This is a genomic window from Pseudomonas sp. SWRI77 (assembly GCF_014269105.1).
Lineage (GTDB): Bacteria > Pseudomonadota > Gammaproteobacteria > Pseudomonadales > Pseudomonadaceae > Aquipseudomonas > Aquipseudomonas capeferrum.
Window position 1 is genome coordinate 1 of sequence record NZ_JABWRV010000047.1, and the last position, 12358, is coordinate 12358.

At 59.0% G+C, this 12358-nt stretch carries 12 protein-coding genes; 6 read left to right on the forward strand and 6 right to left on the reverse strand.

Going from position 1 to position 12358, the window contains the following annotated elements; translation table 11 throughout:
- Positions 1 to 262 precede the first annotated feature (262 nt).
- The 3 genes from HU766_RS25670 to HU766_RS25680 form a co-directional block, all read right to left on the reverse strand.
- Positions 263 to 520 carry a bacteriocin immunity protein gene (locus HU766_RS25670; RefSeq protein WP_186661721.1) on the reverse strand — a complete coding sequence of 86 codons (258 nt, stop codon included), beginning with the start codon at positions 518 to 520 and terminating at the stop codon, positions 263 to 265.
- Positions 510 to 2783: an S-type pyocin domain-containing protein gene (locus HU766_RS25675; protein WP_186661731.1), complete on the reverse strand. Its 2274-nt coding sequence runs from the start codon at positions 2781 to 2783 to the stop codon at positions 510 to 512. Before HU766_RS25675 ends, HU766_RS25670 begins: the two co-directional genes overlap by 11 nt.
- Before the next feature lie 112 nt (positions 2784 to 2895).
- Positions 2896 to 3375 carry an Lrp/AsnC family transcriptional regulator gene (locus tag HU766_RS25680; protein ID WP_027595326.1) on the reverse strand — a complete coding sequence of 160 codons (480 nt, stop codon included), beginning with the start codon at positions 3373 to 3375 and terminating at the stop codon, positions 2896 to 2898.
- 127 nt (positions 3376 to 3502) lie between these two features.
- Here HU766_RS25680 and HU766_RS25685 point away from each other — a divergent pair, with 127 nt between their 5' ends.
- Positions 3503 to 4708 (forward strand): methionine gamma-lyase, encoded by a 1206-nt coding sequence (locus HU766_RS25685; RefSeq protein WP_033702855.1) that lies wholly within the window; start codon positions 3503 to 3505, stop codon positions 4706 to 4708.
- Positions 4709 to 4996: 288 nt separating this feature from the next.
- On the opposite strand, the gene HU766_RS25690 is transcribed toward HU766_RS25685, so the two are convergent.
- Complete coding sequence (locus HU766_RS25690) at positions 4997 to 5434, reverse strand: DUF1043 family protein (protein WP_027593992.1); 438 nt, start codon at positions 5432 to 5434, stop codon at positions 4997 to 4999.
- Positions 5435 to 5569: 135 nt separating this feature from the next.
- Here HU766_RS25690 and HU766_RS25695 point away from each other — a divergent pair, with 135 nt between their 5' ends.
- The 3 genes from HU766_RS25695 to zapE all read left to right on the forward strand — a co-directional run bounded on the left by HU766_RS25695 (position 5570) and on the right by zapE (position 8799).
- Positions 5570 to 6205 (forward strand): alpha/beta fold hydrolase, encoded by a 636-nt coding sequence (locus HU766_RS25695; RefSeq protein ID WP_186661741.1) that lies wholly within the window; start codon positions 5570 to 5572, stop codon positions 6203 to 6205.
- Between the two features lie 25 nt (positions 6206 to 6230).
- Complete coding sequence (locus tag HU766_RS25700) at positions 6231 to 7580, forward strand: tryptophan--tRNA ligase (protein WP_186661743.1); 1350 nt, start codon at positions 6231 to 6233, stop codon at positions 7578 to 7580.
- Between the two features lie 124 nt (positions 7581 to 7704).
- Positions 7705 to 8799, forward strand: a complete 1095-nt coding sequence (gene zapE / locus HU766_RS25705) for a cell division protein ZapE (protein ID WP_033702852.1) — start codon at positions 7705 to 7707, stop codon at positions 8797 to 8799.
- A 113-nt stretch (positions 8800 to 8912) separates the two neighbouring features.
- Here zapE and HU766_RS25710 read toward each other — a convergent pair whose 3' ends face one another.
- Both HU766_RS25710 and HU766_RS25715 read right to left on the reverse strand, forming a co-directional pair.
- On the reverse strand, positions 8913 to 9833 hold the full coding sequence (locus tag HU766_RS25710) for a GlxA family transcriptional regulator (RefSeq protein WP_077068765.1): 921 nt from the start codon (positions 9831 to 9833) through the stop codon (positions 8913 to 8915).
- A 235-nt stretch (positions 9834 to 10068) separates the two neighbouring features.
- Positions 10069 to 11109: an NADP(H)-dependent aldo-keto reductase gene (locus HU766_RS25715; protein ID WP_186661751.1), complete on the reverse strand. Its 1041-nt coding sequence runs from the start codon at positions 11107 to 11109 to the stop codon at positions 10069 to 10071.
- Between the two features lie 257 nt (positions 11110 to 11366).
- Between HU766_RS25715 and rplM the strand changes: the two genes are divergently transcribed.
- Positions 11367 to 11795, forward strand: coding sequence for a 50S ribosomal protein L13 (rplM, locus tag HU766_RS25720; protein ID WP_008097538.1), 429 nt, complete (start codon positions 11367 to 11369; stop codon positions 11793 to 11795).
- A 14-nt stretch (positions 11796 to 11809) separates the two neighbouring features.
- A complete protein-coding gene (gene rpsI, locus HU766_RS25725) occupies positions 11810 to 12202 on the forward strand; it encodes a 30S ribosomal protein S9 (protein ID WP_033702850.1) in 393 nt (130 codons plus the stop codon).
- The last annotated feature ends 156 nt before the right edge of the window (positions 12203 to 12358 follow it).

Genomic DNA, 12358 nt, shown 5'->3' on the forward strand with positions numbered 1-12358 from the left:
GGAAAGGGTAATGACGGTTGCTGGTCGGCCCATGTCGATGCCCTTGGAGAGTTGGCTTCCACAGAGCCTAGCTCAGATTTTCAGCGGTATTTGTGAAACACCACACTAGGGGCGTAACCATTTTCTTTCATTCGAGTTAAGTCTTTATAATGGTACTGCTTCGATAGCTCGGGGTCATTAGCCACCGCCTTCCAGAATTCCCGGCGGCGCGTCATGGCATCCGGATATGTTGAGACCCTGGGTGATCAGGGCCTCAATCTATTTAGCTTGCTTTGAAACCTTCTTTGCCATTGGCCAGGCGCCACGTTTCGACTATTTCAAGTACTTGTTCAGGCTCGCCCAGGTTGCTGCCTTGCGGTCTGAAAAAAAGATCACTACCAGACGGGTGCTCGGTAATTTTCTCAAAATGTTCAATCAACGGTACCAGTACGTTGTCTGGCTCATCCTCGATAGCTGTATCAATCACTTGGAGGAAGGCAAGAAACTCATGTTTTGTATAATCTTCAAATTTATCTTTCAAGATCGTCTTTTCCATAGTGAATGTGGTTGTGAGCTTTGGGCGTCAAAATTATTAAGTTGTCCATATCATATACGCCACCTTGCTCGCTGATAGGCACGACGTGGTGAATTTCGTGGGAGCGTTTGCTCATATACTTGTCACCTTTATCGACCCAGGGCGAGTATCCATGTTTTCTCATTCGACGGATGTCTTGAGGGCTAAACTGCTTCGATAGCTCGGGGTCATTAGCCACCGCCTTCCAAAATTGCCGCCGGAACGCGTCAAAGGTCCTATATTCTTTACCCCTTAGAAGATCAGCAATCTGAGCAGGAATTGGAGCCCCTTCGAGGCTGGCGGCCGATTTACGCCATGTATCTGATACCTGTGTACCATTTCCGGTCGATGTACCTGCCTCGTACCGCGGGCTTTTGAACACCACCAGAATAGGCGGTAATCCCGAGTCCATGGGGAAGGTGATGATCAGCCGTTCCTGGTCCAGCAAATCCAGCGCGGGGTAACCCTCTGTTTCGGTACTGACGGGGTTCAGGGTACTGCCGGTGTAAACGACGGTACCGGGCGGCGCTGGCGGCAAGCTGGTAGAACTTCCATCTTCACCGCCCGGCGCGCTCGCAGGTGTCCAGGTCAATATCCGCTGCGGGTTATCCAGTGCCAGGCTGTAAACCTGACGTTCAGTGTCGAATGTTGCTGCGCGTACCGGTACCGGCTTGCCCCCAGGCACGACATACAGATCCATGCCTTTTTCGTGCTCGGATCCAGCCAGCAGATACGGCAGGTCGATGCTGGTTGCTGACGCTGCCAAAGTTGCTAGGTCAGGCCCACCGGGTGGCGTAAGGCTGGCTAGCGGGGTGCTGATAAGATAACGGCGCTCACTGTTACCCAGCGTTGACGGCCAGGCCATCGCAAGAGTGCCTACTGTAAGCGAAGGGATTGTCGTAGCAACAAGGCGGGCAATCGCGGCTGCGATTGCTTCACCCAAAGCCGAGTAAGCCGCTTCGGCTACTGCAAAAGTGGTAGCGCCAATCGGGATTACAGCCGGCGCTGATCCCGCCAAACGCGCTTCATTGATGTAGGAGATGCTATATCGCAGGGCCTCTTGCCTTTGCCGCTCGGCTTCTGCAGCCAAGCGCTCGGCTTCGGCCTGCTGGCGTGCAGCCTCTTCCTGTGCAGCAAGTTGAGTCTGGAGGCTTTCAACGTCCGCGGCGCGCTGCATCAGGTTTTGCGTGGCACCTGCATATACGCCCAAAAACCTGATCGATTCGGTTAGCGCGAGTGCCAGATGGTATTCCTGCCAGCGCGGACCAGCCCTGCGTAGCCGTTGCTCATCTACAAGATGCAAAAGCCCTTCAAGTTGGGGCTTCGACAGTGGCCCGCTGATTCGGGGGTTGTAATCAGAGTGTTGTGCAATTTGTGATTGCTTGGCCTGCACCAAGGCAGCCGCGGTTGCCAGGTAGGCACTGAAGGTCTGGACAAGCGTAAGCGCGTCGTCGATGACGGTTTGCCCCAGTTCATGCTGAAGAACATTGGGTAAACAATCGAAGTGTATTTGCCGCTCTGTGTGAATCTGCGCCGTTCTACGCGCTATCACTTTCAACAGGTCTAGAGGCTGCTGGCTCAGTTCCTCTTGATCCACCTGCACTGCCATCTCTGGAAGTTCGTCAGCCAGCGCTTGATGCTTTTGAGCTTGAAGGTGCAAGCGGTACGCTCCGTCCCAAGAGCTCTGGAGTTTCGTGGTCCATTCCACACCCAACGCTTCGCCTGTGGTTGCTTTGATGAAACCGGGGTCTAGAAATCGGCTCATCATTGAATCACCGCGCTTATAGAACGCGGGCACGCCAAAATAGCTATTGGCGTCGGGTAGAGTCTGCAGGTATTCATCACGAATCTGGCGGATGCGTGAGGTCAGAATGTGTTGCTCAGCTGATGCTTTTAATAATGTGTTTGGCGTGTTTTGCGCTTCGGCTCTGATTTGGTATTTCATTGCCGCAATCGTTTCAGGAAGCTGACTTACCGCTTGCTTGTATTTGTCCTCATGGTCTTTCTCGATTATCTGATATTCCTCTGTAAGCACTCTCCTTGTGGAAATAACCCGCGCAATATCATTTTTGGTTGGGGTGGTTCCGCGAGGATTACCATCGCTCAGGCCCCAGCCACCTCCGCCCGGTCCGCCGCCACCGCCGCCAATCAATCTGAGTTCAGCGCCCGTGGGGGCGGCGGCGCTAATCCAAAGCCCCTCGCTGAGATAATACGCTTTGTCCTGTGCCATGTAGGTTCTCCTGATCGCTACATGGCTAATCTTTTCGTTTATCGAAAGTGCGGTATGTCAGCTGAGGCCTTTAAGTTAGTAGGGCTTTTCCCATAGTACAGAAAGAGGTGTCTTATATGTGTTTTTCTGAGACTGGAATTACCCGCCTTTCCTTCACCGCTTTATAAGAAAAACTCGAATAAATCTCCTTCACCCCCGGCAACCGCTGCAGCACTTCCCGGGTAAATTCCCCAAACGACTCAAGGTCCCGCGCCAGTATTTCCAGCAGGAAGTCATACCGTCCCGAAATGTTATGGCACGCCACAATCTCCGGTATCTCCATCAACCGTTTTTCAAACGCCAGCGCCATGTCCTTGGTATGCGAATCCATCATGATGCTGACAAAGGCGGTCACCCCAAACCCCAGCGACTTGGGGGAAAGAATGGCCTGATACCCGGTGATGTAACCGTTATCTTCCAGCAGCTTGACCCGTCGCCAACAGGGCGAGGTGGTCAGCGCCACCTGGTCGGCAAGTTCGGAAACGGTTAGGCGGGCGTTGTCCTGCAGGGCGGCAAGCAGGGCGCGGTCGGTGCGGTCGAGGCTCGAAGGCATGTTTTGCCCTCCTGATCGGATAATTGTTGTTTTTGTTCCAAAAAGTGCGCGTTTGCGTGGGCTATTTTGGAAAAATTCAGGCAGCTCGGTGGCATAAGCTTATAACAAACCACAAGAGGCTGTTGCCATGCGCGACTCCCATAACAACACCGGTTTTTCCACGCGGGCCATCCACCATGGCTATGACCCGCAGTCACACGGTGGCGCATTGGTGCCGCCGGTGTACCAGACCGCCACCTATGCCTTCCCCACCGTCGAATACGGCGCTGCCTGCTTTGCCGGGGAAGAGGCGGGGCACTTCTACAGCCGCATCTCCAACCCGACGCTGGCTTTGCTGGAACAGCGCATGGCATCACTGGAGGGGGGCGAGGCGGGGCTGGCGTTGGCGTCGGGCATGGGGGCCATCACTTCGACGATATGGACCCTGCTACGGCCGGGCGATGAGCTGATCGTCGGGCGTACGCTGTATGGCTGTACGTTCGCCTTCCTGCACCATGGCATCGGCGAGTTCGGGGTGAAGATCCATCACGTCGACCTCAACGATATCAAGGCACTCAAGGCGGCAATTACCAGCAAAACACGGATGATCTACTTCGAAACCCCGGCCAACCCCAACATGCAACTGGTCGATATCGCAGCGGTGGCCGATGCTGCGCGCGGGCATGACTTGCATATCGTGGTCGACAACACTTACTGCACCCCTTATTTGCAGCGGCCGCTGGAAATGGGCGCCGACCTGGTGGTGCATTCGGCGACCAAGTACCTCAGCGGCCATGGGGATATCACGGCCGGCCTGGTGGTCGGGCGCAAGGCACTGATCGACCGGATACGCCTGGAAGGGCTGAAAGACATGACCGGTGCAGTGCTGTCGCCGCACGATGCGTCGCTGTTGATGCGCGGGATCAAGACCCTGGCCCTGCGCATGGACCGCCATTGCGCCAACGCCCAGCAAGTGGCGGAGTTTATCGCGAGCCAGCCGCAGGTCGAGCTTATTCACTACCCAGGGCTGCCATCGTTTGCCCAGCACGCGCTGGCCCAGCGCCAGATGCGCCTGCCGGGCGGCATGATTGCGTTCGAGCTCAAGGGCGGGATCGAAGCGGGGCGGCGGTTCATGAATGCCTTGCAGCTGTTCGCGCGGGCGGTGAGCCTGGGCGATGCCGAGTCGTTGGCACAGCACCCGGCGAGCATGACCCATTCCAGCTATACGCCGAAGGAGCGTGCGCACCATGGCATTTCGGAAGGGTTGGTGCGGTTGTCGGTAGGGTTGGAGGATATAGAAGACCTGATCGCTGATGTCGAGCAGGCGCTTCGTGTCTGTACCCAGGCGGCATGAGGGCGGCGGAAGCTGTGCCCTGTGCCTTGGTCTTCAGCTCAAGAGCATCCTCACTGCGTTGGTCATCTGGCCAGCGCATCTTTGAAGGAGTATCTCCATGAAGACAACAGTGAACTACAGGCTGGACATTCGCCGTGGCGGTGGTGACGACGATGAGGACGGTCAGCCGTGGCGCAAGCCTTGAGCTGAAATGAAAAAACCTGCCTCGGCAGGGTTTTTCGTCGTTGTCAGTCAAAGATTGGACGCAAGAAAAAGGCCTCTCGCGAGGCCTTGTTTCATTTCAGCGCATCAACGCTTGAGCCCGTAGCTCTCATCGAGCATGCCCGGCGAGTTCGGCGTTTTTGGCGCGTAGTCGCGTGGCACTTCGGCCGTGTCCTTCGGCGGGGTAAGCCGGTCACGAGGGCCCTGGGCCGCTTCGGAGTGCAGGGCGGCCAGCAGGCGTTGGCGGGTCACGTCGTCGAGGGCCAGGGTGTTGGCGCCATCGGCCAGGTGATCCTGGACATCCTGGTAGCTTTGGGTCAGTTTCTTGACCAGTACGGCGGTGCTGTTGAAGTGGGTGACCACTTCGTTCTGGTAGCTGTCGAAACGCTGCTGGATATCGTCCAGCTGACGTTGCGTGCTGCTAGGCGCGGCATTGGGCAGCAGGCGGGCCACGACGAAACCAACCACCACGCCGATGACCAGGGCCAGGGTCGGCAACAACCAAACAAGGAGCGAGAGTTCCACGAGTCCTTCCTCTATAAACGGCTTTGCTTTACGTTAACGGCTCAGACCTGCGCTGTATACCGCGAGCGATCGCAAATCAGAACAGAATTCCTCACCTAGACGAATCGACCCTTCCCGAGGTCACGGAGTAGTGCCTTGCTTGTCCGCGAAACCCCTTTGTTCATCGACGGCCCTTGCGGCCAGTTGGAAGCCTTGTACCTGGATGTGGCCGACGCCCGCGGCGCGGTGCTGATCTGCCACCCCAACCCGGTCCAGGGCGGCACCATGCTCAACAAGGTGGTTTCGACCCTGCAACGCACGGCGCGTGACGCCGGTTACGTGACCCTGCGCTTCAACTACCGTGGCGTGGGTCAGAGTGCCGGCAGCCACGACATGGGCGCTGGCGAGGTGGCCGACGCCGAGGCCGCCGCGGCTTGGCTGCAGGCCAAGCACCCAGGGCTGCCCGTGGTGCTGATGGGCTTCTCGTTCGGTGGCTTTGTCGCCACCAGCCTGGCAGGGCGCCTGGAAAGCGCAGGCGTTGTGCTGCAGCATTTGTTCATGATCGCCCCGGCGGTGATGCGCCTGACGAGTGAATTCCCGCTGCCGCAGCGCTGCCCGATCACGCTGGTACAGCCTGACAGCGACGAAGTCGTCGATCCGCAGTTGGTTTACGAATGGTCTGACGCCCTGTCGCGCCCCCACGAGCTGCTGAAAGTGGCAGAATGCGGACACTTCTTCCATGGCAAGCTGACCGATCTGAAGGATCTGCTGCTGCCGCGCCTTTCGAATTGAGCCAAGCCTGAATAAGCGAACACCCATGACCACGCGCATCCTTACCGGTATCACCACCACCGGCACCCCGCATCTGGGCAATTACGCCGGCGCCATCCGCCCGGCGATCCGCGCCAGCCAGCAACCCGGTGCCGATTCGTTCTACTTCCTGGCCGACTACCACGCCCTCATCAAGTGCGACGACCCGCAGCGCATCCAGCGCTCGCGCCTGGAAATCGCCGCGACCTGGCTGGCCGGTGGCCTCGATCCGGACAAGGTGACCTTCTACCGCCAGTCCGATATCCCCGAAATCCCCGAGTTGACCTGGCTGCTGACCTGTGTCGCGGCCAAGGGCCTGCTCAACCGGGCGCATGCCTACAAGGCCTCGGTGGACAAGAACCTGGAAACCGGCGAAGACCCGGATGCCGGCGTGACCATGGGCCTGTACAGCTACCCGGTGCTGATGGCCGCCGACATCCTGATGTTCAACGCCCACAAGGTGCCGGTTGGCCGTGACCAGATCCAGCACGTGGAAATGGCGCGTGACATCGGCCAGCGCTTCAACCACCTGTTCGGCCAGGGCAAAGACTTCTTCGCCCTGCCTGAGGCGGTGATCGAGGAGAGCGTGGCGACCCTGCCGGGCCTGGATGGTCGCAAGATGTCCAAGAGCTACGACAACACCATCCCGTTGTTCACCAGCGCCAAGGACATGAAAGACGCCATCTCGCGCATCGTCACCGACTCGCGTGCACCTGGCGAAGCGAAAGACCCGGACAACGCCCACCTGTTCACCTTGTTCCAGGCGTTCTCGACGCCGGCACAATGCGCCGAGTTCCGCGAAGCGCTGCTGCAGGGCCTGGGTTGGGGTGAAGCCAAGCAGCGCCTGTTCCAGTTGCTGGACGGGCAACTGGCCGAGAAGCGTGATCACTATCACCAACTGATTTCGCGCCCCTCGGACCTGGAAGACATCCTCCTGGCCGGCGCCGCCAAGGCCCGCAAGACCGCCACGCCGTTCCTCGAGCAACTGCGCGAGGCCGTTGGCCTGCGCTCGTTCCGCAGCAGCGTGCAGGCCGGCACCGAAGTCAAGAAAAAGGCAGCCAAGAGCGCGCGTTTCGTCAGCTTCCGCGATGAGGACGGCAGCTTCCGTTTCCGCCTGCTGGCCGCCGATGGCGAGCAACTGCTGCTGTCGCGCAGCTTCGCCGACGGCAAGAGTGCGGGCGCTGTGAGCAAGCAATTGCAGCAAGGCGGCGAGGCCGATGTGCGTGTCGAAGGCCTGAGCTTCAGCCTGTGGCTGAACGGCGAGCAGGTTGCCGACGGGCCGCAGTTCGCAAGCGCCGAAGCCCGTGATGCTGCCGTTCAAAGCCTGCACGAGGCGCTGGCGCCGCAGCAGGACTGAAGCATTCGACTGAAGGAGCGGTTGAGCGTGCGGCCTGACAGACAATGGCCGTATGTATGATTGCCATCAAGCGGGTCTGTCGCTACAGTGACGGCCCGTTTTTTGTTGCCTCGCTAACGAAATCATGACGCCCCTAGAACGATATCAAGCAGATCTGAAACGTCCCGACTTCTTCCATGATGCGGCGCAGGAGACTGCGGTGCGTCACCTGCAGCGCCTCTACGACGACCTGGTCCAGGCGCAGAACAACAAGCCGGGCATGTTCGGCAAGTTGTTCGGCAAGAAGGAGCAGACGCCGGTCAAGGGCCTGTACTTCTGGGGCGGCGTGGGCCGTGGCAAGACCTACCTGGTCGACACCTTCTACGAGGCGCTGCCGTTCAAGCAGAAGATGCGCACGCACTTCCACCGCTTCATGAAGCGTGTGCACGAGGAGATGAAAACCCTCAAGGGCGAGAAGAACCCGCTGACCCTCATTGCCAAGCGCTTCAGCGACGAAGCCAGGGTGATCTGCTTCGACGAATTCTTCGTCTCCGACATTACCGATGCGATGATCCTCGGCACCCTGATGGAAGAGCTGTTCAAGAACGGCGTGTCCTTGGTGGCGACCTCCAACATCGTGCCGGACGGCCTGTACAAGGACGGCCTGCAGCGTGCGCGCTTCCTGCCGGCCATCGCCATGATCAAGCAGTACACCGACGTGGTGAACGTCGACAGCGGCGTCGACTACCGCCTGCGTCACCTGGAGCAGGCCGAACTGTTCCACTTCCCGCTCGATGACGCCGCGCACCAGAGCATGCGTGCAAGCTTCAAGGCGTTGACGCCGGAGTGCACCCAGGCCGTCGAGAACGACGTGCTGATGATCGAGAACCGCCCGATCAATGCCCTGCGCACCTGCGACGACGTCGCCTGGTTCGACTTCCGTGCCCTGTGCGACGGGCCGCGCAGCCAGAACGACTACATCGAGCTGGGCAAGATCTTCCATGCCGTTCTGCTGAGTAATGTCGAGCAGATGGGCGTTGCCACCGATGACATCGCCCGTCGGTTCATCAACATGGTCGACGAGTTCTACGACCGTAACGTCAAGCTGATCATCTCGGCCGAGGTGGAGCTGAAGGACCTGTACACCGGTGGCCGGCTGAGCTTCGAGTTCCAGCGTACCTTGAGCCGGTTGCTGGAAATGCAGTCACACGAGTTCCTGTCGCGCGCGCACAAGCCCTAAAGGCAGCGGCAAGCTTCGAGGTTCAAGCGGCAAGAAAAAGCCAGGGCAAACAGCATGTTGCTCTGGCTTTTTCTTGCCGCTTGCAGCTTGTAGCTTGCCGCTCAGGAAGCCTTTCAGGCTTCCTGCATGAACTGCTGCCGGTACTGGTTCGGCGACAGTTCGGTATGCTGGCGGAACAAGCGGGCAAAGAAGCTGGCATCGTCGTAGCCGACCTCGTAGCTGATGGTCTTGATGCTCTTGCGCGTGCTCGACAACAACCCCTTGGCCGTCTCGATGCGTAACCGTTGCAGGTAATGCAGCGGCTTGTCGCCCGTCGCACCCTGGAAGCGGCGCATGAAGTTGCGAATGCTCATGCCATGGTTGCGGGCAACGTCTTCGAAGCGGAACTTGTCGGCGAAGTGCTCTTCCAGCCAATGCTGGATCTGCAGGATGATCAGGTCCTGGTGCAGCTTCTGCCCACCAAAGCCCATGCGCCCCGGGGTGTAGTTGCGCTGCACTTCGTAGAGGATATCGCGGGCCACGGCACGGGCCACGTTGGCCCCGCAGAAGCGCTCGATCAGATAGATATACAGGTCGCAGGCCGAGGTGGCACCGCCGGCGCAGTAGATGTTGTCGGCATCCGTCAGGTGCTTGTCCTGGTTCAGCCGTATGTTCGGAAAGCGCTCGGCGAAGTTGGCGAAAAAGCGCCAGTAGGTTGTCGCTTCCTTGCCATCGAGCAGGCCGGACTCGGCCAACCAGAACACACCGCTGGCTTCGGCGCACAGCACGGCGCCGCGGGCATGTTGTTCGCGCAACCACGGCAGTACCTGTGGATAACGCTGCATGAGGTTGTCGAAATCGTCCCAGAACGCCGGGAGGATGATGATATCGGCATCGTTCAGGCCGCCGTCGACCGGCAGTTGGACATTGCTGAAGCTGTCCACGGGCTGGCCGTCCGGGCTCACCAGGCCAATTTCGAACATGGGCTGCAAGCCCAGGCCCAGCTGCTTGCTGTAACGCAGGCTGGCGAGGTGGAAGAAGTCCTTGGCTTGCATCAAGGTCGAAGCGAACACCTTGTCAATGGCCAGGATGCTGACGCGCCGCAGTGAAGCGGTGGGTTGGGTAAACATCATTTGTCATTGTTCTTATAGGGTAGAGTGGTCAATCACCGGCTGAATCGTCTTATGTTTTTTGTCCAGCTGCAAGCTTCAAGCGACAAGCTCCAAGAAAAACAGGCCAGTACACACCCACTCTGTCTTGCAGCTTGAAGCTCGCTGCTTGTCGCTTTGATCAAGGCGCCGGGTTGGGCTGGTCCTGATGAATCGCTTCGATCGCCGCCAGCAGTTCATCGCCCAGGTTCAGTTCCAGGCTCTTGAGGTTGCTCTGCAACTGCGCCAGGTCGGTCGCGCCGATGATATTGCTGGTCACGAAGGGTTGCCGTGTGACGAAGGCCAAGGCCATCTGCGCCGGGTCCAGGCCATGCGCCTGGGCCAGTTGCACATAGCGGCTGCAGGCCGCCACGGTCTGTGGGTTGGAGTAGCGGGCGAAGCGGCTGAACAGGGTCAGGCGGCCGTTCTCTGGCCTGGCGCCGTTCTCGTACTTGCCCGAGAGCATGCCGAATGCCAGCGGCGAGTAGGCCAGCAGCCCGCACTGCTCGCGGATCGCGATTTCCGCAAGGCCGACCTCGAAGCTGCGGTTGAGCAGGTTGTACGGGTTCTGGATCGACACCGCGCGCGGCCAGCCGCGGGTTTCTGCCAGGTGCAGAAACTTCATGGTGCCCCACGGCGTTTCGTTGGACAGCCCGATGTGGCGGATCTTGCCCGCGCGCACCTGCTCGTCGAGCACTTCGAGGGTTTCTTCCAGTGGGGTGAACAGGTCTGTGCTCAGGTGCTGGTAGCCCAGCTTGCCGAAGAAGTTGGTGCTGCGCTCGGGCCAGTGCAACTGGTACAGGTCGATGCGATCGGTCTGCAGGCGCTTGAGACTCTCGTCCAGTGCCGCAACGATGTGCTGGCGGTTGTGCTTGAGTTGGCCATCGCGGATGTGGCTGATGCCGTTGCCGGGCCCGGCGACCTTACTGGCCAGGATCCAGTCGTCGCGATCGCCATGCTGGCGGAACCAGTTGCCGATGATGCGCTCGGTGGCGGCGTAGGTCTCGGGGCGGGGCGGCACCGGGTACATCTCGGCGGTGTCGATGAAGTTGACCCCGGCGGCCTTGGCCATGGCGATCTGTTCAAAGGCCTGGTCCTGAACGTTCTGCTCACCCCAGGTCATGGTGCCCAGGCACAGGGCGCTGACGTTGAGATCGGTACGACCGAGCTGGCGGTATTCCATCGGGAAGTCTCTCCTTGGCAAAGAAGCCCATAAAAGCAGGTTGAAATTTTTCGCGCAATCTGGATAATTCGGACCCTCTCCGTGTGGAGGGAGTGATGCACCACCACGCAGGAAGAACCCCGTCGAACATGGGCGTGCCCGACCCGAGCCCCCAAAAGCGTCTGTGTTCGGCTGCGCGCTTGCCCTTGGCAAGCTGTGCACTATCCAGTAAGATTCGCCGTCTATTTTTCGCTGGGCGGCCTCTGAGGCTTTAGAGAATGAAAACTTTTACTGCTAAACCGGAAACAGTAAAGCGCGAGTGGTTCGTAGTCGACGCCGCTGGCCAGACCCTGGGTCGTCTGGCTACCGAAATCGCTAGCCGTCTGCGTGGCAAACACAAACCAGAATACACCCCTCACGTTGACACCGGCGACTACATCGTCGTCATCAACGCCGAGCAAATCCGTGTGACTGGCGCCAAGTCTTCCGACAAAATGTACTACTCCCACTCCGGCTTCCCAGGCGGTATCAAGGAAATCAACTTCGAGAAGTTGATCGCCAAGGCCCCTGAGCGTGTTATCGAAACCGCGGTCAAAGGCATGCTGCCGAAGAACCCGCTGGGTCGCGACATGTACCGTAAGCTGAAAGTGTACGCGGGTGCTGCTCACCCACACACTGCTCAGCAGCCTCAAGAACTGAAGATCTAACGGGATAGTTCATTATGTCGGCGACTCAAAATTACGGCACTGGCCGTCGCAAGACCGCAACCGCTCGCGTTTTCCTGCGTCCGGGTACTGGTAACATCTCCATCAACAACCGTTCTCTGGACGTGTTCTTCGGCCGCGAAACCGCTCGCATGGTTGTTCGCCAGCCGCTGGAACTGACCGAGACTGTTGAGAAGTTCGACATCTACGTCACCGTTGCTGGTGGTGGTGTCAGCGGTCAAGCCGGTGCGATCCGTCACGGTATCACCCGCGCTCTGATGCAATACGACGAAACCCTGCGTGCCGCTCTGCGTCGTGCTGGCTACGTCACCCGCGACGCTCGTGAAGTTGAGCGTAAGAAAGTGGGTCTGCGTAAAGCGCGTAAGCGTCCTCAGTACTCCAAGCGTTAATACCGCTTCGGCAGTCGAAAAAGCCCGGTTCCTTTGGAACCGGGCTTTTTTTATGGTGCGCCAGGCATGGCGCGTTGCGCGCTAGCGCAACCAGCTTGGCTGTGGTGGCCACGCTGGTGGCTTGGAGGTGAAAGTCCTCTACACACCCGGCAAGGG